This window comes from Halobacterium sp. DL1, from assembly GCA_000230955.3.
Taxonomy (GTDB): Archaea; Halobacteriota; Halobacteria; order Halobacteriales; family Halobacteriaceae; genus Halobacterium.
In genome coordinates this window covers 145336-167629 of the sequence record CP007061.1, presented here as the reverse complement: position 1 = coordinate 167629, position 22294 = coordinate 145336, and the positions used below count along the sequence as shown (strand labels likewise).

20 protein-coding genes and 1 pseudogene are annotated in these 22294 nt (G+C 58.9%); 18 read left to right on the top strand and 3 right to left on the bottom strand.

What is annotated here, in order from left to right; all coding sequences use genetic code 11:
* Positions 1 to 56: 56 nt before the first annotated feature.
* Positions 57 to 1223, bottom strand: coding sequence for a transposase ISH3 (locus HALDL1_00785; protein AHG05569.1), 1167 nt, complete (start codon positions 1221 to 1223; stop codon positions 57 to 59).
* A 67-nt stretch (positions 1224 to 1290) separates the two neighbouring features.
* Here HALDL1_00785 and HALDL1_00780 point away from each other — a divergent pair, with 67 nt between their 5' ends.
* The 4 genes from HALDL1_00780 to HALDL1_00765 all read left to right on the top strand — a co-directional run bounded on the left by HALDL1_00780 (position 1291) and on the right by HALDL1_00765 (position 3026).
* Positions 1291 to 1401, top strand: a complete 111-nt coding sequence (locus tag HALDL1_00780) for a hypothetical protein (GenBank protein AHG05684.1) — start codon at positions 1291 to 1293, stop codon at positions 1399 to 1401.
* 145 nt (positions 1402 to 1546) lie between these two features.
* A complete protein-coding gene (locus HALDL1_00775) occupies positions 1547 to 1714 on the top strand; it encodes a DNA-binding protein (protein ID AHG05568.1) in 168 nt (55 codons plus the stop codon).
* Positions 1715 to 1788: 74 nt separating this feature from the next.
* The gene (locus tag HALDL1_00770) at positions 1789 to 2841 is read left to right on the top strand and encodes an exodeoxyribonuclease VII large subunit (GenBank protein ID AHG05567.1); all 1053 of its coding nucleotides are present in this window, start codon (positions 1789 to 1791) and stop codon (positions 2839 to 2841) included.
* A 2-nt stretch (positions 2842 to 2843) separates the two neighbouring features.
* Positions 2844 to 3026, top strand: coding sequence for an exonuclease VII small subunit (locus HALDL1_00765; protein ID AHG05566.1), 183 nt, complete (start codon positions 2844 to 2846; stop codon positions 3024 to 3026).
* Between the two features lie 95 nt (positions 3027 to 3121).
* Here the strand turns inward: HALDL1_00765 and HALDL1_00760 are convergent, their stop codons facing one another.
* Positions 3122 to 3679 (bottom strand): hypothetical protein, encoded by a 558-nt coding sequence (locus HALDL1_00760; protein ID AHG05683.1) that lies wholly within the window; start codon positions 3677 to 3679, stop codon positions 3122 to 3124.
* Positions 3680 to 4508: 829 nt separating this feature from the next.
* Here HALDL1_00760 and HALDL1_00755 point away from each other — a divergent pair.
* The 12 genes from HALDL1_00755 (at position 4509) to HALDL1_00700 (ending at position 20836) form a co-directional block, all read left to right on the top strand.
* Positions 4509 to 5780, top strand: a complete 1272-nt coding sequence (locus HALDL1_00755; GenBank protein ID AHG05565.1) for a cytochrome P450 — start codon at positions 4509 to 4511, stop codon at positions 5778 to 5780.
* Positions 5781 to 5925: 145 nt separating this feature from the next.
* Positions 5926 to 6243 (top strand): hypothetical protein, encoded by a 318-nt coding sequence (locus tag HALDL1_00750; protein AHG05564.1) that lies wholly within the window; start codon positions 5926 to 5928, stop codon positions 6241 to 6243.
* Positions 6243 to 6641, top strand: coding sequence for a hypothetical protein (locus HALDL1_00745; protein ID AHG05563.1), 399 nt, complete (start codon positions 6243 to 6245; stop codon positions 6639 to 6641). Before HALDL1_00750 ends, HALDL1_00745 begins: the two co-directional genes overlap by 1 nt.
* A 28-nt stretch (positions 6642 to 6669) precedes the next feature.
* A complete protein-coding gene (locus HALDL1_00740; protein ID AHG05562.1) occupies positions 6670 to 8406 on the top strand; it encodes a hypothetical protein in 1737 nt (578 codons plus the stop codon).
* Positions 8407 to 8409: 3 nt separating this feature from the next.
* Complete coding sequence (locus HALDL1_00735; GenBank protein ID AHG05561.1) at positions 8410 to 9246, top strand: hypothetical protein; 837 nt, start codon at positions 8410 to 8412, stop codon at positions 9244 to 9246.
* A 2-nt stretch (positions 9247 to 9248) separates the two neighbouring features.
* Positions 9249 to 10364: a hypothetical protein gene (locus tag HALDL1_00730; GenBank protein AHG05560.1), complete on the top strand. Its 1116-nt coding sequence runs from the start codon at positions 9249 to 9251 to the stop codon at positions 10362 to 10364.
* Positions 10365 to 10366: 2 nt separating this feature from the next.
* Positions 10367 to 11488: a hypothetical protein gene (locus HALDL1_00725; GenBank protein AHG05559.1), complete on the top strand. Its 1122-nt coding sequence runs from the start codon at positions 10367 to 10369 to the stop codon at positions 11486 to 11488.
* Complete coding sequence (locus HALDL1_00720; protein AHG05558.1) at positions 11481 to 13688, top strand: transferase; 2208 nt, start codon at positions 11481 to 11483, stop codon at positions 13686 to 13688. Before HALDL1_00725 ends, HALDL1_00720 begins: the two co-directional genes overlap by 8 nt.
* Entirely contained in the window at positions 13681 to 18003 is a 4323-nt protein-coding gene (locus HALDL1_00715) for a conjugal transfer protein (protein AHG05557.1), read from the top strand. Before HALDL1_00720 ends, HALDL1_00715 begins: the two co-directional genes overlap by 8 nt.
* A gap of 351 nt (positions 18004 to 18354) precedes the next feature.
* The gene (locus tag HALDL1_00710; protein ID AHG05556.1) at positions 18355 to 19626 is read left to right on the top strand and encodes a hypothetical protein; all 1272 of its coding nucleotides are present in this window, start codon (positions 18355 to 18357) and stop codon (positions 19624 to 19626) included.
* A 104-nt stretch (positions 19627 to 19730) separates the two neighbouring features.
* Positions 19731 to 20273 (top strand): hypothetical protein, encoded by a 543-nt coding sequence (locus HALDL1_00705; GenBank protein ID AHG05555.1) that lies wholly within the window; start codon positions 19731 to 19733, stop codon positions 20271 to 20273.
* Positions 20270 to 20836 (top strand): hypothetical protein, encoded by a 567-nt coding sequence (locus HALDL1_00700; protein AHG05682.1) that lies wholly within the window; start codon positions 20270 to 20272, stop codon positions 20834 to 20836. Before HALDL1_00705 ends, HALDL1_00700 begins: the two co-directional genes overlap by 4 nt.
* A gap of 286 nt (positions 20837 to 21122) precedes the next feature.
* Here HALDL1_00700 and HALDL1_00695 read toward each other — a convergent pair.
* A pseudogene (locus tag HALDL1_00695) lies at positions 21123 to 21459 on the bottom strand (DNA-binding protein).
* A gap of 73 nt (positions 21460 to 21532) precedes the next feature.
* Here HALDL1_00695 and HALDL1_00690 point away from each other — a divergent pair.
* The gene (locus tag HALDL1_00690) at positions 21533 to 21835 is read left to right on the top strand and encodes an AbrB family transcriptional regulator (GenBank protein AHG05554.1); all 303 of its coding nucleotides are present in this window, start codon (positions 21533 to 21535) and stop codon (positions 21833 to 21835) included.
* Positions 21835 to 22254 (top strand): twitching motility protein PilT, encoded by a 420-nt coding sequence (locus HALDL1_00685; protein AHG05553.1) that lies wholly within the window; start codon positions 21835 to 21837, stop codon positions 22252 to 22254. The genes HALDL1_00690 and HALDL1_00685 overlap by 1 nt, the downstream gene beginning before the upstream one ends.
* The last annotated feature ends 40 nt before the right edge of the window (positions 22255 to 22294 follow it).

Genomic DNA, 22294 nt, shown 5'->3' with positions numbered 1-22294 from the left:
TCAGCCGCCGACGCGACAGCGTCGCCACTCACTCCGCTGGCTTGCTCGGTCGGTGGTTAGCGGTGGAATCGGTCGTCAGGTGGCCGATTCGCGGGGACGGCCCGACGCACCGCGAGGGCCGTCCACGCAGCTCGTCGAATCATATTGACGAACTCCTTGTACGGCCACCACCAGAGGCGACGCCCGCCTCGGCGGGGCGTCGCCACATACTCGTAGTGAAGGTACCGCCAGACGTTCTGTAAGAGGAGACTCACCACCACGTACAGCAGCCGTACCGTTGGATCTCGTGTTGTCGTTGTCGCTATCGCTTGCTCAAACAAGCGATAGCTTGACTCGATACCGAAGCGTTTCGAGTAGTGGTATCGAGCGTCCCGTGGTGAGTCGATGAACGGCGCGTCAGCGGCGTAGCCGTGACGCGCCACACCGTTCTCGTCATACTTCCCATTTAGGTACGTACAGTCGATGTAGACGGGAAAATCGACGGTCCAGCTGTGACCGTCGAGTTTCCCCGTCAGATCATGCTGAATGACGCGACTCCATCCTTCCGAGAGCTCTTGCTGAATCGCCTCACCCCACCGGATGATCGGGATCACGTACGCGTAATTGTGCGCCTGAAGCAGCGTGAGACACTTACTGTCGTAGAATCCGCGATCAAGGTAGACGGCCTTGACCCCGGCGTCAAGGCCGTCGAGGACACCGAAGAACTCAGCGAGGACACTACTTGCGGTATCGCCGTCTTTGAGACGGCGTACCGCCAGCGTGTAGCGTTTGTTCTTCACACGCGCGTAGAGTGTGGCATAGGCGTGGAACGCAGTGGTTCCACGCTTCGCTACCGAGTGATAGAGGCCGTCTGTGTCGTCTTCGTCACCGTAGTAGGGCCGCAGGTGGAGGTCTGCGCAGACCTCCACCTGTTCGGGGAGCAATTCATCGAGATCCTTTCGCAGGAGCGTGTTAGCGACTCGTTCGAGCCGTTCCGGCTCGAACTTCGTCCGAAGATGGTAGAGGACCGTGTTCCCAGCGGGTGAGTTCTGGCTCGACGCACAGAGCGTAGAGACAGAGGTCCCGTCGGCGCAAGCGCCGACGAGGACCTCATAGATGTCTTCAGCAGTGATTTCAGCGTTATTGGCTAACGAGAGCGAAACTTCCTCGTCAAGGCGGTTGACGAGAAAGTTAAGAAGCTGGTCCTCGTGGATCTCACCGTCTGCTTGTTTGGTTTTAGACACACCTTCAGCAAGCAGACGTTCTAACTAAGCGGCTTTGTGAAGTACTGAGATTTGGATAGAGCCGCCCGTGATTGATCTCTTGTTCGTAGTAGTCGTCGAGTTCATCCTTGACTGCGAGCCCGTGTGGCTCTTCGAGTCCGGTAATAACGTACAAGATATCCCGCTGGAATCCGGTTAAATCGTGCATCCGTCTGTTTCCCTACTTTTGACGGGGTGATTAAGTGCTCTCTGGTATCCAGAGTACGTCTCGGCAGCATTATGGTCGAAATCCCGGCGAGAAACTTCGAACCTTTATATGGCGGACAAGAGAATCCTGTGATGGAATGTCTGACCTAATCGTCAAAGCAGCTGTGAAGGATGCACTGTCGGATCACAACGTCTCGGCCGATTTCTACGACGCCCTCAACGAAGAGGCCGCCGAACTCCTCGACGACGCTGCCGAGCGTGCCGAAGCGAACGACCGGAAGACGGTCCAGCCCCGCGACCTGTAGTCCGGGGTACCACAGTCGACCTCATCACTCGAACGTAGCTTTTTGAAGTTCCTCTTCAGTATTAGAAGACGTACATGGCGGACGCACCGGATACTGAACGGCAGGCGGTCAACCCCGATGCGAGAGCGGTCCTCAGCGTGTCACAGCTGAACGACCAAATCGCGTCTGTCGTCGAGGAGACGCCTGCCCTCCACGGTGTCCGCTGTATCGGAGAAGTCACCGACCTCCACCAGAACAGTACGGCACTCTATTTCACGCTCACCGACGGTAACGCCGAGCTCCCCTGTATGCTCTGGGCGAACCGCTACCGCAACATGGACGTCGACCTCGAGGACGGGACCGAGGTCATCCTCGAAGGCGACATCGACTACTGGGTCGAAGGCGGGAAAATCGACCTCAAACCGTGGGAGGTGATCGTCGTCGGCGACGGCGACCAGGCGGCGGCCGTCGAACGCCTGCGAAGCGAACTCGAAGAGCGTGGGTGGTTCGATGAGGAACAGAAACAGCAACCGCCGGCGTTCCCGGAGCGCGTCGGTGTCGTCACGTCCCTCCGTGGCGATGCCCGGTACGACATCCAGAACGCGATCCACGAACAGAACCCGACCGTTGACATCCTGATAAAGGACGCCACCGTCCAGGGCTCGGACGCGCCGACATCCATCGCGAACGGCATCCACCACCTCGACCGGTCGGAGGACGTCGACGCGATTATCGTCGGCCGTGGTGGTGGGAGCGATTCGAACCTCCAAGCGTTCAACACCGAGCGAGTCGCAGAGGCTATCTTCACCGCCAGTACCCCAGTAGTCACCGCGATTGGACACACTGATGACCGGCTCATCGCGGATCAGGTGACGGACGTCGCGACGATCACGCCGACGGCCGCTGGCGAGTATATCGTAAATTCCCGCGAGGAGTTCCTCGCGGGCGAGATCACGCCGCTGGCGCAGCAACTCGACGCCGCGTACGAAACCTTCCAGCAGGAGCACGAACACGAGCAGGAACTCGCCGAAGCAGTCGACGAGGCGGCCGCCCCTGAGGGCCTCTCGCCGGTCTACTACAAGGCCGCAATCGCTGTGCTACTGTTGCTGTTGTTGGTCATCACCGGGCTGTGGCTGGGGGTGATCTAAGCGTGGCAAACGATTCTGACATCAGACACCGAATGGACCAGGTTGAAGAGATCATCGAACAGTTCGACGCAGACGAGATCTCGCTCGATGAAGGAAGTGAGATTTACGAAGAGGGACAGGAATTGCTGGATGAAATCCGCAATTTGCTCCACGAAGGTGAAGGTGAGATCATTGAAATCGAATGACTGAGGAAGACTTCACCGACCGTGTAGCGGATTAACCTACAATACAGGGATAGATCCAAATTTGTTGGTTAACTTTATGAAATCTCCCTCTCTATTTAATTGGCACTCTCGGGGGAGTTTTCACTGGCACGTATGGCACGTTTTCGATAGTAGTTATACAGATCGTCACCCCACTGAACGACCGCGTCGTTCGAACTGAGAAGCATCGCGATATGCTCCCCCTCTCCAGTTTCATTATACGCACCGATCGCGATCTGTTCCTGGTCGTAGATTCCGATACCGAGCGTTAATTCTTCGTCGAGGTAGAATACCTGAAAATTCTCGTAGTTGGAATCGTCGAGGAAGTGTTCCATATTCTCCTCGTGGAGGCGGTTGTAGAGCGAGGCGTCGACGATCGCCTCCCCGTTGAGCCCAAGTCTGAGGAGTTTGTCGTACGCTGTAAAGAGCGTTGGATTGAAAATTGACGTCAGGACGCGGAAGTGGTCGAGTCGGGGGTCACAGAGTTTGAGGGCCGTCGCGAGCACGATCCCTGGCGAGTGCGGTGAGGAGACGTACAGTTTTGCATCACTGAGAGCCTGCACTGGAATGTCTGTCCGAGTCGGGCTAAGCCGTTGAAACCACGGCGCCTTCTCCATCACTTGCTCGATCTTCACCGCTAGCTCATCATATGTGTCCAATGTTCGCTCACCAGATGGCGTAAGTTGGTGCTCACCGTCGATTTCCTCGGTCCAGCCCTCCGTCTCGAATAGTCTAATTTTCCTTCGAACTGTCGCACGTGAGGGTGATCCCGCGTCTCGTTCAGCCAATTCGCTTGGTCGTAGGGGCTCTTCAGAAAGCGTGTGTAATAGCGGAATCGTGTGCTTTGAGCGCGTGAGATGTGTGAGGCGTTCTGGATCGAGATTATCGAAACAGGTTTCGAAGGCACAGAGGATGACCTTCCCGCCGGCTGTAAGCTCATATACCCCACCATTGGTTGATTTGGTCAGGCCTTGATCGGTGAGCTGCGCGAGGTGTTTTGACGCGGTCTGTCGAGTAACCTGGCCCCGTTCTTCTATCTTCGATGCTGTCAGGGGTTGGTCGTCAAGTGATCGAAGTACCTCGAGACGGGCAGACCCAGCGAGATCATTAATGAGCTCACGGACGATTATTCGTTCGTCCGTGAGTGGGTTTGTGACCGCACGCTCTTGGCGTGTCACCAAGGATCACCCATTTTCTAAGATAGCGTCGCCTAGGGTATGAATATATCGACGAGATCGGGTATTGAAACGAACGTCTCATCATTCCAACTCCCTCTCTGAAATGTGAACTCGAACCCGCCGACAGTACTTTTTACACGTGTTCCCGCAAAGTATGGGTATTGTGGCCTCGCAACTTCCCCCAGCGCCATCCGGATACCCGGTGTTCAAGCATGCAGTCGATTTTGCTCGCGATCCGTTCGAGTTCGTAGACAGGGCAACGTCGGAGTGCGGGGATATCTATCGCATGGATCTCCCAGCAGTCGACGACGTCTTCGTGTTGGCTCATCCGGATTACTTCAATCGCGTTCTGGTGGCCGACGTCGACGCGTTCGGGAAAACCGAGGATTATCGACGAGCATTCGGTAATGGATTACTCTCAGTCGAGGACCAGCAGTGGCGACGACAACGGGAGATGATGCAACCACTGTTCTATCGCGAGCAGATCAAAGGCTACACAGAGCAGATGGTGGCGTGTACTGAACGACGACTTGAGCAGTGGGAGACGGGCGACACTCGGGATATGGAAACGGAAATGCGTGATCTCACTCTTGAAATTCTGTTCGCAACCTTGTTCGGTCGTGAATTAGTTCCTGGAGAGGATCAAGAGCTTCGCGATGCCGCTGATGGTCTTAACGAGTGGTTTACTCCCTCCTCGTGGATTCTCCCCCACTGGCTTCCGACACCAGCTCGCCGTCGGTTCGACCACTCAAAGGAGCGGCTTCGACAGGAAGTTCGGAGCCTCCTTGCGGAGGAGGGCAGTCAGTCGGTCAGCCCATCAGTCGTGGACGATGGAGTTGCTGGAGGCGGTCAACAGAGGCCTGAGGAGTCATCCAGCAATATGGACCCGTCCGATCTACTCACACAGTTACAGCGAATCCGTAACTCGGATGACGGTGAGCAGCTCACGACTGACGAAATCGAAGATCAGCTTATCACGATGGTCTTTGCAGGCCACGAAACGACAGCTACCGCACTCGCGTTTACGTGGTACGTGCTGGCCACGCACCCGGACATCCGAGAGCGGTTCGATGCGGAATTGGAGACGGTACTCGGTGACCACCCCCCAACCTACGACGATCTCCAAGACCTCGAATTCACGGAGAACATCATCACCGAGGCACTTCGGCTATACCCACCGATTCACACGATCCCGCGCCGGACGAAGTCTGACGTCGAAGTCAACGGATTCCGAATCCCCGAGGATCACGAGATTCACCTATCCGTGATCCACGTACATCGTGATGGCCAGTTCTACGACGATCCGTTATCGTTCCGACCCGACCGATGGACGGATGAATTTGAAGAAGAGCTCCATGATTTCGCGTACGTCCCCTTCGGCGGGGGGCGGCGAACCTGTATCGGGCGAGAATTCGCTCTCTTGGAAGCCAAGGTCGTGCTCGCGACGATTGGCCAGCAGTTCGAGTTTGAGTGGGAGAAAAATCGGGATATCGAACTCGAACCTCGCGTTACTACCCAGTCAAAAGAAGGTATCCCTCTGAAGCTGTCTCCCCGTTAATATAGCCTTCTCTGTGTTGAGGGCTGCGTCCGGTGTTCACACCCTTTGACAGTGTAAACACGGATGAGTATAACCACCCACCCTGACAATCGGGGGTGTATGCTATGAACCGCGATTCAACCAATATGAATCACCCCGCATACACATGAAAACCCGACAGGTCACTATCGAAGAGATCGATCAGCTGTTCCTGGAGTGGTTTGACTACATCAACGCCTCCGCGCTGTATCGGCAGGCGCTTCGAGAAGAGATGGATGTTCGTGATATCGACCCACACGAATTCCGTGATCTCCTCGAACGTGCACAGGAGCGGGGATATTCGTTCGACGAAGTCGTCGAAGAAACGAATCGATTGAGTGACCTCCAGGAACTGGTCGTCAACTCAGCCGATTCGAGAGACGGCACCCAGTCAGAAACATCAGCTACCGAGAGCTGTGAAAACGCTCACAACGAGACGCACTAATGACAGACAACGATTATCCAGAGACTGTTGAATCGTCTTACCGGCCCGTGATACGACAGGCAGCCACTGTCGTGGTCATGTTGAGCCTGTTTGCTGTGCAGCCCGTCGCCGCGCAGAGTAATGCGGTCTGTAGCGCGGATAATCTTCCGAGTATGATCGAGGGCTTCTTCCAGCTGACGACGACGCTGGGAATTGTCGGTCTCGCTATCGTGTGGCAGGCTGACTCCCTTATCGAGATGTTTACGATCACTCCGGATCAGAAGAAGGGGCTCAAGCGCCACAAGCGCTCGGCGATGAAGTCCGCCGTCGTCCTCGTCGTCCTCGGCCCGCTGTACACAGTTGCAGGGTCGATGATGGGCCTCCCGCTGGCACAGTGCGTCGACCTCGTCCCCTGGTAAACCACCTGCTGTCACCGACGCGAGCCCTATGGATCACCGAGAACTCTCCGTGCTCATGGCCGCCCTATTTGTGACGAGCTTAGTCACGGGTATCGTCGTTGCTGAGCCGCCGCGGCCAGGGACGGAGGACAACGGGCTCACGGAGAACGAGTCGGCGACGCTGTGGTCGCGCGATGCGGATAACTACATCAGCCAAGAAACGTACCGCCAGCGGTACGGCGAGAATCGCTCCGCCATCCACCAGGTTGCGAACGGGACAGACATCACGTTCAAACGCCCGCCGGCGACCGCGGCAACGTGGACCCGGAACGACTTCGAGGACCTCGACGCCGGTGGGGCAGACACGTCCGTGCATCCGTCGCACGCGGACCTCGAGGACGGTGTCTTCATCGAGGATGCCCACGCCACAATCTTCGCGGTCCAGCCCTCCACACGGGGGCATCTCGAGTCCGGAGAGACGCCTCTTTATATCGCGCCGAACGGGACGATGCGGGGCTTCGTCGACTATCGGGTTCGTGTCCCGAACGGCAGTTCGTCCAGGAACACGACCATCCAGTGGTCGCTCACGGAGCACGAAATCGAAGAAGTCCGGCTGAAGAAAGACGGTGAGACCATCGCGACCCAGGGCGGGTCCCATACGCCAGCCCTCGACTACCAGATCGAGGATGACTGGAGCGCGAATCTCACGCTCGAAGCGGAGATCAGCGTCCGGCTCAAAAAGACTACCCGGATCGACCAAGGCAACCGGACGGACGTCGACGTCACCTACCGGACGGAGTCACGCAACGTCTCGGACTCAATCGACGTCGAGATCTACGACCTCTCGGCGTATCCCTACTACGCCGAGTATCCCAACGGTGACTCTGGCGTTGCCATCTTCCAGTCCCGGCCGTGGCAGGGGTATACCCTGACCGAAGACGGTGATGCGAGAGTTCGTGGCGTCTGGCGGTTCTACACCGCTCGGAACGCCAACTGGGATACGCTCGTCAGGTCGAACCGGACCGACAGCGCCACCGTCGAGTCTGACGCGATCCCCGTGTACGTCCACGCGTACCCTTCGCGAATCGGCCCGCGTGCTGAACCAGTTCGCGATGGCCCAGAGATTATCGACACTTGGGGAACTGACCGACCGTCTCCGGTCGGGACTCTCGGTGAGAACATCAACATCGACATCGTCAACCAGTCGTACACGACGACGTACGGTGTCGCAGTTCGCGCCGAGAGCGTCGACCGCGACGCGCTCCAGGTAGCAGGTATTGTGCGAGGTGTGAATGCCTCGATTGTGGCACCTGATGCTGGTTCCGAGCGGCAGCTCCGCCGAAGTAATCTGACTGTTGAGGTTCTCCAGCAGAACGAAAGCCAGGCCACACTCCGCATCGAACTCCGCGACAACGAGACGGGCGCACCAATCGTTCTCAGCGATCCTGTCCGGCGATATCCAATCGGTGGAAGCACTCGAAACGGCTACATCACCGTCGCAGAGCAGCGTGTCGAGACCAACGTGTCCGGGGTGGCGATCGTGACGATCGACGATCCGGGTATCTACACGGCTCGGTACCATCCGGGCTCGTGGCTCGGGCACAACCCCGCGTATGTGAGTGCGACGGCTACTGCTCGCTGGCACCCGCTCGGAACCATCGACGGGTGGTTTGCGTTGATTTTCGAGGTCGGCTGGCAGCTCATCCCGTTTCTTGTGATGTTCTACGCAGGCAAGCGGCTCCTCCTAATGCTCGGTCCAGAAGATATCTTCCAACGGAACCCATAGTCCATGACTAGAAACCACCCACACATCAGTCGGCGAACCGCCCTCCGAACAGTCGCCAGCGCTGCGCTCGCAGGGGTCGCTGGCTGTCTAAACGACAATGGCGGGTCTGGAACACCCAGTGACGGAACGACCTCTCCAGATGGCAAAGGCCCACTCACGCGTATCGCTGTCGAGGGGACAACACTCGTCGTCGAACTCTCCGAAGAGTCCGACGTTGACCAGGTTAACCTCATCCAACCGAACGGCGAACTATTCGGGAAACGTGACGTAGCTACAGGTGCTCAACAGGTCTCGTTCGAGATCGGCACCGCATATGCGCCCGGTGAGTACCGCGTACTCGCGTTGAAGGGTGAGGAGACAGTAGTCGAGACCAATACTGAACTGCGTCCGGAGATCCAGATACAGGATGTTGGACTCTATCGGAATAATCCAGATAAGCCGTGGGACGAAGTCTATGGTGAATCCGAGACGGACCGGATCAAGAATGGCGAGGCATTCGTCACGGTAGAGAACACAGGGAGTGGTCCGGAAGCGATAACGGAACTAATCTTCTCCGGGGACGTTCCCAATCCAATTGAGAACCCCAGAGGCAGTGGAATGCACGAAACCGACCGGGTAGTAGTCTCCCCTGGCGAGACGGCCGACCTGTTCAGTAATTCGTTCCCGTTCGGTTCAGAGAGTGAGGACGGAATGGGGTGTTCCCCAGACGGTAACAGCGGCCAGTTCACGGTTATCGTCGAGACCCGAGTCAGTGGCAATCGAGTCACGAGTGCCTACAATGTCCAGTACTCCGGGTCTGACGAGATGACTGACTGTGAAGTCACGATCACGGAGGCCTGACGATGGTTGATCTCATTGACGTCGTCCTCGAGGGTATCAAGGGCGTCGTTGATTGGTTCATCGGGCTGTTTATGAACGGTCTCAGATCGGGGTATGAGACTCTGACTGAGGGAATGTTCGGAACCCCGACCCCAGAGACGAATGGAGCCTTTGTCTTTGGTGAACCAACCAACGCACCTTGGCCAGCGATCCACGATGCTCTCATCGGCGGCGAAATCATGCTAGTTGCCCTTTTGCTCCTCGTGATGAGCGTCCAGGGGCGTCACACGGTTCGAATCTTCAATATCGGAAGTGCCTATGAAGCCCGAAAAACCAAGAAGACAGCCTGGGTCGGAGCCTTTCTGATTATTACATGGTACTGGATTGGGACTCTCGCACTCTACCTCGTCGACGGATTCACCATCGCCCTGATGCCGGAGCTTTCCTCCGTAGCCTCGGCGATGATTCAGTTCTTGGGAGCAGCCATCACAAATCCCGGACTGGGACTATTGTTCGCTGTGATTGGTGGAATCTCGATGTGGGCTCTAGAGGCGCTGTTCTACATCCGGATGATCCTGCTCTATGTCTACTTGTACGGAATGCCGATTGCATTTGCACTGGCCTATGGAAACATTCCAGTCGTATCCGATATCGCGATGGGGTTCTGCAAACGGTTTGTCCCGTTGGCTGTCCTCCCACTCCCTGCTGCGATGGTCCTCAAGGGATACGACTTGATCTACGCTGGTGGGACGCTCACGCCAGGAACAGCGTTCCTCAAATATCTCGTCGCTGCGTCCCTCCCACTGGTCGCACTCTTCATCACGTGGAAGACGTTCAAATACGCGACCCCGTTGACGGCCAAAGTCGTCGGCGGTGCGACGAAAGGCGCAGCCCTTGTTGGCGGTGTCGCCGCCGGGGCCTACGTCGGTGGCGCCGGCGTCGCGACGACCGCCGCTCGGTGGGGCCCGAAAGCCGCCGCTGGCCACGCCGTCGCGCAAAAAGCAGCTGCCCGTGGTGGGCACGGAGCGGACGATAGCGGCACGCCATCGTACCGTCGAACGGAGAATGACCCAGGTGGAGCGACAGCGGAATCGACGAGTGACGGACGCGGGATGGACTTTGATCGAGGAATCCACTAACAATGTCAACAGACCAAGACGCAGCCGCACGGCGCATCATGGATCAGTTCGGCGAGGAGAGTCGCATCCCGTATCTCAACATCGAGGAAGGTGACGTCGGCTTACTCATCGCCTTCCCCATTATTGGGCTGTTTATCGCAGGCCTCACCGGGATCGAGTCGCTCGCCCTCCCGTTCGTCGCTGGCGGGCTTGGCTTTGGCGTCGCCGTCATCTACGTCTCACCAACCCACCTGAACGCCTGGACGTGGACCAAAGATGTCTATCGGTACCTCAAACGGCCGCAGGTCACGTTCAGTGCGCCCGCCGAAGCCGACACGAGTACCAACGAGTCAGAGCGCAACGAGGGGGGCCTCGCGAACTACACGCCGTTCAAGCCGGACGAGCGAACGCAGGACCTCACAAATATCAAGCGGGCGTGGCCGGGCGCTGGTGCCATCCAGCGTGAAGACGGCGCGATGGAGGCGTTCATCGAGATCGATCCAGCGAACATGGACTTCGCGATGTCCGATGACTGGGCGCAGCTCCAGGACGCTGGCGAAGAGTTCGCCAACAAAGAGCTGGACTCGAAGCTCAAACTCCACGCCACAACCCGTTCATTTCCGGTGGAGCAGATCACCGAGACCATTGAGGAGCGCCTTACTGACGAAGACGTCACAGAGAACCCGATCTTCCGGGAACTCCTCGAGGAGTACCGGGAGACGCGGCCGAAGGAGATGCGCGACCGGGGCATCCAGCAGGTCCGGTACTACATCGGCGTTGAAGTCAGCCCAATAGAAGTGTACGACCGCTTCCGGGACGAGGGAACACCTGCCGAGAAGCTCACCAAGTTCCCGGTCATCGGCTTCCTGTTCAACCCGTTCGTCACCCGCCGCGAGGACCTCACTGACGTCGAGCGCCGTGCCCAGATGTTCGAGAAACTCGACAGTCGCGTCAACGCCGTCCGCGCCGAGTTCATCCAGCAGGCGTCGGGGTGGTCCGCTCGCCGGCTCAGTACGGTCGAGCTGTTCGTCCTGAATATGGACTTCTGGAACGGCCGCGAACACGACTACGACGAGGCCGAGCGCGTCGTTCGCGACCAATCGATCATCGGCCACTCGCGCCGGGAGGATCCACACGATGCGTAACGTGGTCCTCCAGACAGGTGGTGGCGCACTTGGCCCCGTCGCCGAGTGGCTCCAGAACCTGTCACCAGCGGAGGGAGCAGTGCTTGCTCTCGTGGTGGGACTCATCCTCGGTGTCGGCAGCAAACATCTCTGGGACCGCTTCACTGCGGATGATGAACCAGACATGGACTTCGCGGACGTCCTCGACGAGGAGACACTCAAAGAAGGCGAGGCCGAACGCCAGCTCCTCGACGATATTTCCGAGTCGCACAAGTCCGTCACCGCGCCCGGAGCTGTCGAATGGGAAACGCGAGCCGCACGGGTCGGCGAGCAGTGGACGACGACGCTGTACATCGCTAACTATGCCGACTATCCCAACGACGGGTATCTGAGCGACCTCTTCGAGATGACCGACGTCCAGTTCGACCTCACCGCCCACATCACGCCGAAGAACCAGGAGCGAGCTCGGAACGAACTGCAGGACATCGCCGACGACCTTCAGGTCGATGCTGACCTCGAACAGAGTATCCGGAGTGCCTATCTCCAAGAGCGAGCCAACGAGGCTGCAGCGACGTACAAGGCCGTCGAGAACGGCGCGAACGTCTTCGACCAGGGGATGTTCATCACCGTGCGGACCGACGAGAAAGACCACCTCAGAGATGCCGTCCAGACGGTCAAGAGTGCGCTCCGGGACGACCCGGCGAACCTCACGCCGAAGACCGCGATTTGCCGGCAGGACCTCGCCCTCCAATCCGCCGCGCCCATCGGCGACAACGAGTTCGGCCGGACATCGATCGCGCTCGGTGGCGCCGTCGGCGCGTTACTGTCCTCCCCACACAACGCGACGATCCTCGAGGAGGGCGGCGTCGAGTTCGGCATTCACAAAGACAACCAGAGCCCCGTCGTCATCGATCCCTTCTCCCGAGACAACGGGTACGCGATGTTCACCGTCGGCGACACGGGCTCGGGGAAGTCGTTCAGCTCCAAGCAGAACTTTATCCGCTCCATCGAGCAGAGCAAGGACCGCATCGGAATCATCCTCGAACCGCTGAACAACTGGGCCGGTGTCTCAGAGGCGCTCGACGCCAAGCGAATCACGGTCGGCGGGACACTCGGCCTGAACCCTCTGGAAATTCGCGAGACGCCCGAGCACGTCCAGCGGGCGATGGGTGAGGACGCGAGTCCGTTCAACGAGAAGCTCGACGACGCGATGAGCTTCCTGACGAACTTCTTCGCGCTCCGCGGCATCTCGCTCGGCGACCGGCGGACGACGCTCGAACTCGCCCTCAAGCGCGCCTACAAGCGCCAGGGGATTACCGACGACATCTCCACGCACAGCAACCCGAGCCCGACCATCCGCGACATGATGGACGTCTTCGAGGACATGATCAACGACCCCGAGGAGTTCGTCGTGCGGTCCGACGAGGAGGCAGGGAAAATCAAGGACGACGCGACGTGGTTGCTCGATCAGCTTCGTCCCTTCGAGGACGACGGTCGCCACGCCAATCTCGGTCAAGAATCCGATTTCGACATCCGGGACGAGAAGGTGATCTATCTCGATCTGGCCCAGCAGGAAGGCAGCGTGGACAGCAGCACGGCACTGACGATGCAGCTACTCATCTCGCTGGTCTACGAGCGAGCGAAGGTTTCAGACAAGGAGGTCGTGTTCTACATCGACGAGGCCCGCTACATCATGCAGGACGCGGCAAGTCTGGCGTTCCTCGAGACGGTGTTCCGCCATCACCGACACCACGATCTCTCGATTCGGCTGGTCACCCAGACCGTCGACGAGTTCTTCGAGCACGCCGAATCCGAAGCGATCCTCGATCAGTGTGCCGTCAAGCAGTTCCATCGGTTGGACGGGATGGACAAGGCGTGGGCCGACGAGTTCGGACTGAACTACGCGCAGATGCGGTTCGTCCAGGATGCCGTCCCCGGCAACGAGGATGCAGGCTTCTCCGAAGCACTCGTCGGCGTCGACGGCGAGTGGCGCGGGATCAAGGTCAAAGCGATGCCCAAGGAGAAACAGGTCATCGACTTCGAGCCAACCGAGCAACGGCGAGCCTCACTCCCCGGCACTGGCGAGAATCCGATGGACGCGGACGTACAGGCGTTCCAGGAGGACATTGAAAGCCGAGCGACAGACAACGGACAACTCCCACCTGAGCGGACGCCAACAGAGACTGATGGTGGTCCAGCAGGAGGTGGCGACGATGCGTGAGTACCTCCGCGTGACGCCTACCTCCGAACGCCTCAATCCGGAGCGGCTGCCGCAGACACTGGAGAGTCTCCACAAACTGACCGCAATGGACTCGACAGGGCTAGCTGACAAACTCAATCCGCTACACAGCAAAACACCGCTACGATTCGAATTTCTCGCGCTCAGCGAGGGTGCAGACGCCCCCGTCGAATTCTACTACGGTGCCGACGATCATCTGGATACGCTTGAGAAACGTCTCCGGTCGGTCTATCCCGAGACGTTCGACATCGAGCGTACCGAAATCGACGTCGTATCCCGACTCGTGCAGCCTGTGGAATTCGACCGAGAGACATTCGTCGATCACTATGAGTCGGGCGATCTCACGTACGAATTCGGTCCTGACGAGCAATACAAACTCGGGACTGACGACGACAGTCAAGCGAGGCCAGCAGACGCCGAATCAGTCGCGGATGGAGGGACGGTCGGCGACCTGTCTGCCGACCACATCATCGAGTTCGGAGACACCGCCCTCGAACTCGCCCCACCAGATGCGATTCCCGAGGATGAGCCACTAACCACGCTTGCCGAACCAACGGTAACATCAGATGGGACGATACTCGCCCGGCCAGCGACCGAGACCGTCTCCCCACTCGGCGTGCGGTGGCAGGGGTCGGCCACTCGAAAGCAGGACTGGATGACCTCACTCTCGCCATTCACTGCCGACGACGACGAAGAGGAACTTTCAGCCGTCGATCAGCCAGGAGGTGCGCTCGCGTCGCTCGTCGACCACCTGATGGAGGCGACAGCACCAGTGGCGTTCCAGGTCGTCTTCCAGCGACGCAAGAGCTGGCAGTCCGATGCCGATCTTCGCAAGGAGGACATCATCGACGGGCGGGACACACTCGCCCAGGAGATTATTGGCTCCCTCTTCGAACTCGACGGCCAATCGGAGAACCGGGACAAAAACCAGCTTAGCGACGCGGTTGCAAAACGCGTCGAGGCAATCGAGGCGAAAAATCCGAAGCGGTCGTTCACCGCGAACATCCGAGCAATCGGGATTCCATCCGGTGACGACGGTCGCGATGATCTCGATGAGCGGATGCAATCACTTGTCCCGGTATTCGATCCGCTTGACGGGCCGTATTACGAGGTTACGGCTGAACGGTTGCGCGACAGCGGCTTTCGGGCAGCCACGAAAGAACGGAACACACGAGCGACGTTGCAGCGGCTCTTGGATCGTGAGATCACGACCGGCCGTGGGAAGACCCGACCCGGGTTCGTGCTAAGTGGTCGAGAACTCGCGCACTTCGTACTCGTTCCCTCCTCGGAACAGCTTACTGTCGAGGGAGCACGTGGGACGCGTGCGGAACAGCAGAGTCGGAATCCGTTGCCACGCCCCCACCAAGATCTGATGAATGAGTTCCGTGACGGGATGGCAATCGGGTACGCACTCAATGATACCGGCGAGGCCGAAGGCGAGCCAACACATATTCCGCCCCGACTGCTGCCCACTCATTACGGCCGGTTCGGAACAACCGGCTCTGGGAAATCGAAAGCCCTGATCAACGATATGCTGTCGCTATACGACAACACCGAGGGGCCAACTATCCTCATTATCCCGAAGAACGACGACATGGCCCAGAACTACATGCGGGCTCACGGGCGTCGGTTCGGAATAACCGATCTCGAAGAGAACGTCGTTCACTTCCCGGTGCCAGACGTCCTCCCCGGGTTCTCGTTTTTCGATCTCGAACCGTCGATGGAGAGCGGACGGCGCCGCGAAGACGCCGTCCAACGGAAGGCCGACCACTACGAAGAGATTTTGAAGCTCGTGATGGGAACCGACCGCTACGAGCGAGCGACTGTGGCCCCAACTCTCATCAAGACACTCATCAAGGCACTGTTCGACGAGGAGTACGGGCGTGAGAACGGGCTGTACCGAGCGTCGACGGACTACTTCGCCCACCGACAGCTCGAACACGTAGTCGACCAGCTCTGGGAGGCCGGGCCACCGAACGAGAACATCGGCGACGCCCCGCGGTCGAGCGACGAGGAAGTCACTCGAACGATCCGACGGCAACTTCAGTTAGATTCGAACACCTTCGCGAACGTGATGGGCGGTGTCGGAAACCGTCTCGCCTACATCTCGCAGGATACGCACCTGCGTCAGATCTTCAATAATACCGAGAACCAGTTCGACTTTCGGGATGTCCTCGACGAAGATACGGTCATTCTCTTCGACCTTGGAGACCTTCGCGACGACGCCGCCCGGATCATGACCGGTGTGATCCTGACCAATCTCGATGCAGCCCTCAAGGATCGCAAACGGGCGCTCTCCCAACACCCGGATGACTACGTCGTGAACTTGCTCGTTGACGAGGCAGCATCGGTCGTGGTCTCCGACATTATGAACGATCTCCTCGAGAAAGGGCGGGGATTCCGGCTCTCTGTCGGCCTGTCGATGCAGTTCCCCGAACAGATGGAGGCCGAAGGCGGGCGAAAAATCTACCTGAACGCCCTGAACAACATCGGCAGTTCGCTCATCGGGAAAATCAACGTCGACCGAGAACTGGCACGAGCGATGGCCCACGAAGAGATGGACCCCACGGATTTCGCCAACCGGATTCGTTCGTTGCCGCGAGGAGAGTGGATCGCCAGCCTGCCGAGCCCGACGTTCGGTGAAACGGGGCCGTATCCGTTCAGTCTCGAACCACTCCCGATTCCACCGGGCCACCCCGAGAGTGAATCGCCTCTCACAGCGCGTGAAGAGGAGCAGTTCACTGAGACGCTCTCCGCGATGCACGAACACATCAGTGACAGACACGGTGTGCCGGCTGAGACAGACACCACAACAACGAGACCACCTGCCGACGGACACGATGTCCTCGATATTGCGAGCGATGACCTGGACGGTGCGATTGCGAAGGTGGTCCGGAGTCTCCAGCTTCGAGAAGGATGCCGTGAAGAGAACGGCTGGGTGGCCGTCGAAGCAGTCGACGACGAACTCAGACGACTCTTCGACGACGTCGACGCCGAACCCCCGTCGTATGATGCACTCGCGGACATTCGAGAACGATCACGATACCTCGATACGACCGTCGATATCGACGCTGACGAACTCCGAATCCGGCTCACTGAAGCCGGAGAGGAGGTCGCGATGCCCGATACTGGTGGCGTGCAGGCAGCTGGGGGGAGTGCCCACGACACAGCACTCCGCCAGATCGAAGAAGAGCTCACCGCACTCGGCTTCACGGTCTCGATCCTCGCACAGGATGGCAGCGAGAAACCTGACGCGACGGCGAGCCACCCCGACGTTGCCGACCGATTCGCTATCGAAGTCGAAACGACGACACCCGAGAATCCCGCGAAAGTACTCACGAACCTCCGGAAAGCCCAAGAGGCAGAGGATATCCCGCTGTTTGTCGTTCGACCAGGAAACGACGAAACTGAGTGGGCCGACCGTGTCGACGGCATTCTCACGCCACCCGTTCGCACCCTCCAGAATGGCGAGACGAGGTTCTACACGACCGACTCGAATCTCACGTTCAACGGCGGAGCGACCGAAGAAGGGGGAGTGACGGCCGTGCGACCGGCGAACGGCGACGAGAACAGGATCCAGAACATCTGGCAGCGTGATGACGACGAAATCGTCCTTCGTGATGCCAGCGGAACGGAACACAACCGTGTCCCGTCGCTTTCGACCCTCTCGAAGGATCGCGTGCCAGCCATCTACAGCTACGACCACGCTGCCGACGAGTACGTCGTATACGAGCACGGTGAGCAACACATCTACGAGTCGAAATCGGCGTTCGAGGATGACTGGGTGCGTATCAAGAAGCCATTCGTCCCCGAAGCCGAACTCCCCGTACCAGACTACACACGTTCGACGTACAGCATCGTTATCCTTCACGATGAGGCGGAATCAGTAGTGTATGAAGACGGTGAGAAGCGGCCACTCTCTGCAATCACCGACGGGTCGCTCCATCCGGCATCGTCCGGATCAGCGGCCGCTGACGAACCACCCAGTCAGACCGACCAGGCAGATGGGCCGGTCGAAGAGAAGCAGGAAGACCAATCGCCACCGTCGTTCGAATCGTTCGTCGACGAATATCTTATCGAAGACGCAGATGAAGCCGTGCCGAAAGATGAGGTATTCGGCCTCTACAACGACTGGGCAGAGGCACATGGCATCGACGAGCCGCTGAATAAGAGCTGGTTCACACGGAAGCTCAACACTCACATCGAGGTGGACTCCACGAAGAAGCGAATCGACGGAGAACCCGTACGGCATTACACTGGTATCCGCATTCGCTCTGAAGAGGGACCTGAGTCATGAAATGGACAGACACGGTCCAATTCACGATATCATCGCGACTTCTCAGGGCCTGTTCCACCCAATCAGAATCATGACTTCAACCCACCAGACTCGCAAGTCGAAAATCACCCGACGACGGCATGTTCCACCCAAATCCTCAATGGGTGGAACACCAACGAGACGGCCGAAATGGGTGGAACACTCTCACGTCTGGCGATTTTTAACCAGTTATAGCGGGTGTTCCACCCAACAACCAACTAGGATAGAACGGGGGGTCCCCGTTGGGACCAAGGGATTGGATCGAGACGTAGAGCAGCGTGAAGTCTGTGCTGGCTCAGAGCCAGTGAGAGCCATGCGAGGTGCTGTGTGAGGATGAGTGAACCGATTGTCGACGAACCGGAGACGATTCCGGAGACGTTACGCGAACGCGACCAGTGGGTGTGCTGGCGCGAAGAGGAGCGGGACGGCAAGCCGACGAAGATTCCGGTGACACCGGGGGCTGGGGGGTTCGCATCATCAACAGAGTCGGAGACCTGGGCGAGTTTCGAGGCAGCACTCGAGTACACCGAGACGGCACACGCCGATGGCGTCGGATTCGTGTTTACCGACGACGATCCCATCGTCGGCGTCGACCTGGACGACTGCCGTGATCCTGAAACCGGCGACGTCGACGACGCGGCGCTGGACATCATCGAACGACTCGACTCCTATACGGAGGTGTCGCCCACTGGAACCGGCTACCACGTGCTCATCAGGGGCGAACTCCCGGAGGGGCGGAATCGCCGCGGGAGCGTCGAACTGTACGACACGGCACGCTTTTTCACCGTCACTGGCGACCACGTCGAGCGAACGCCAACGCGCGTTGCACGTCGGCAGGACGCACTCACAGCGATTCACCGCGAGTACGTCCAGGACACCGAGCGTGACACAGTATCCAAGTCCGAGCAGCGTGGTGGCGCTGACGACCAGTCACCGACAACCGGTGCAGCCGACGTTGACGTCGACCTCGAAGACGAAAACCTCCTCGAGAAAGCGCGAAACGCATCGAACGGCGAGAAGTTCGAGCGGCTCTGGAACGGGAATACGGTCGGCTACGACAGTCAGTCCGAGGCCGACATGGCGCTGTGTTGTCTGCTGGCGTTCTGGACCGGTGGCGACCGGACGCAGATGGAGCAGCTGTTCCGCCAGTCAGGATTATTTCGGGAGAAATGGGACGAGGTCCACTACGCTGACGGGTCGACGTACGGCGAAAAGACCATCGAGAGAGCGATTGCGACCACTTCGGAGTTCTACGACCCGGATGCCGGCGACGACGCCGCAGATCCCCACGGCCCACCGGACGGGGTCACAGCTGGCGGTACCCCTGACGACGCAGACCGGAGTCGTGCATATTTGGCGGAGAAAAACCGACTGTTGACCAAGCGGGTCGACGAACTCGAGGCAACACTCGAACAGAAGACTGAGCGGATCGATACCCTGGAAGCAGAGGTCGAGCGGCTCACCGACGAACTGGCAGCCCGTGACCGAGAAACTGAGCAGCCCCAGAACGAGCAAACTGGTACTGCGAGGGAGAATGAAGACGAGTCTGAGACATCATCTGTGTGGAGCCGTACAATGCGGCTGTTTGACGGGGGTTTTGGATGAGGTGCTTCTTGCTCAACCGATGCCGAGTTGCTTTCCTGTCTACACCCACAGACAAATTATTCTGTCTGGGAAAAGATTATTGCATTTGGAGGCATACGTAGCGTATGGGAGACTCACAATCGAATGCCGGTGGCGATCCGGATTACGTGGTGACTTGGAAGGAACACACGACTGGCTTCGACCGGGTGCGATCTGTGGCGTCCTCGCTCGAATCGCCCCAAACTGCGGCATGGATCGCAACGGAAGCACACGTCTCCGAACCGACGACACGCGATCACCTGTCGCGACTCGTTGACCTCGGTGTCCTCATGACTGAAGACACCGCAAAGGGCCGAACGTACTACCCCGATCCAGTCTATACTCGCCTGACGGCTCTTCAGGAACTCGTGAGCAGCAACACTGAAACGGACCTCACCGAACAGGCCACCACAATCCAGCAGGATATTGCGGCGTGGAAAGACCAGTACGACGTGGAGTCACCGCGAGAGCTCCGTGCATCGGTAACGGAGGATATCTCGGTCGAGGAGGCACAGGAGCGCATCCGAATCGCTGCTGATTGGGACTCCGCCCGATACCACCTCTCACTGCTTCGGGACACCATCGACCACTACGACACGTATACTGCACGGCCATCTGCATCTGCATGATCGGCTCGGGGAAGGCGTCCGATCGCCAGGAGTCCCGTGGGGATTCTGGCGTCGCGTCGCTCTCTCAGACCCAGATCGTCCGGGCTGACGGCGGCACGGATACGTCACGCGAGGACCGCGAGCGACGTCATCGTATCCTCCGCTCGTTGCGCGGACAGCTTGAACGTCATCCTGCGGTTGTGAGTGCTCGAGGAATGCCGGAGGGGAACTATGCGGAGATCGAGGCGGACCTCGACCCACTGTATTTCGGCCGCGATGCCGACACGTCCTCGCTCCGCATTACGTGGCACCCTAATCCGGCCTTCCCACCGGAAACGGGCCTTGAGGACCGACAGCGGACGTCACTCGCCGCAAACTTCGTCTTCCATTACAGGGAATCGACCGGCTTCGATTGCGGCTATCACCTCGAACCGAACCCCCACGCCACCGGACACCTCCATTATCAGGAACGAGACGCTCCCGAGGAAGCCTACGCCTACAATGCGTTCACGCTCACTGCCTCTTCCCCCGTTGGTGTGCTCTGGGAGCTACTCGACGCCCTCGAAACACGCCTCCATGCATGAGAACGACCCGGCTTAGCCGGAGGAGATGAACACGGCGGAACGCGTTCGGCACGTCATACTCACACGAACGTCGCCGCAGACTGCGAGCTAAATTGCTGAGGAGGTGGCCGTTTCGTGCGAGGCGGCCGCGACTATAACTCTCGCCCGGATGGTCGTGCTGGGCGGATCAACACCCTCGAAGTAGAGATCGAGCGGTTCACCGACGAACTCGCAGCCCCAGAACGAGCAAGCCGGTACTGCGAGGGAGAACGAAGACGAGTCAAGGACACGATCCGTGTGAGGGCGGTTACTTGGAAGCCGTTCCGAGTGACGGTGCGACCGGGACATAGAGCGCGTCATCGGGATCGGTGTCCCACATGATCCGTATGGCCTCTTGAAGCGAGTTGAGGAACCCTGTCCGAGGGACCACGTCGGTCCGCTTGAAGGGAATCTTGATGAGATCCTCGACCTCCGTTAGTGTGAGACTGGACTTCTCGGAGACCATCTCCTGACACTTTTCGAGTTTGCCGTGGACATACGCCGGGGTCAGGAGGTCGTTCTCTGGTTCGACGAGGAGGCAGCGCGTCATCGAGTCGAAGATGAGTCCGGAAAGGGTGGATGTTCGCGTCGACGACGAACTTCATTGAGGGGGCGATGCTTCCCGGGTTTTTGGAGGTGCGAAAGGCTTACCTATGAATATATCTAATACTATGAATAATGAATAAGTCAGAACAGCTAAAACACTCTGAAAGGGAAGTCGTTGCGGTGACGAAGCACGGACAGGCCACCATCCCGAAGCGCTTCCGCGACAAGCTCGGGATCGATGCCCCCGGGAAGGTGCTGTTCCGGGAAACCGAGGAGGGCGAGGTGATCGTCGAGCACGTTCGCTCCCCGAGCGAGATGCGTGGCTTCGCCGCCCGCAGCGAGGCGACCACCGACAAGCCCGCGACCCAGATCCTCCGCGAGAAGCGCGAGCAGGACCGGGACAAACGCGACGCCCGCTTCTCGACGGACGAGTGATGGCGGTCCCCGATCGGGTCGTTTTCGACGCCGAGCCGTTGATCGCGCACGCCGACGACGAACCCGGGAGCGACGTGGTCGAGGAGTATCTCGACGCGGTCGCCGTCAAGGACACAGCCGGCTACGTCAGCTGCGTGAACTTCGCCGAGATTCGGTACACCCTCGCTCGGAAGTATGACCGGACCACCGCCGACGACTACCTCGACTGGCTCGACGAACTCGGGATCGAGACGCAGGATGTCGACGCAGTCTGGATTAACGCCTCGGAGTACATCCTGAAGTACAACCCCGCGCTCGGCGATTCGTTCGCACTCGCGACCGCCGAGGATGTCGACGCGACGCTCTTGGTCGGCGGTGACGATGACTACGACGACGTCTCTGACGTCCCGATCGAGCGATTCCGCGACGGCTCGGCGTAGTGTCTCTCACCCCCGCCAGAGGTGACGGGGTTGTCGAACT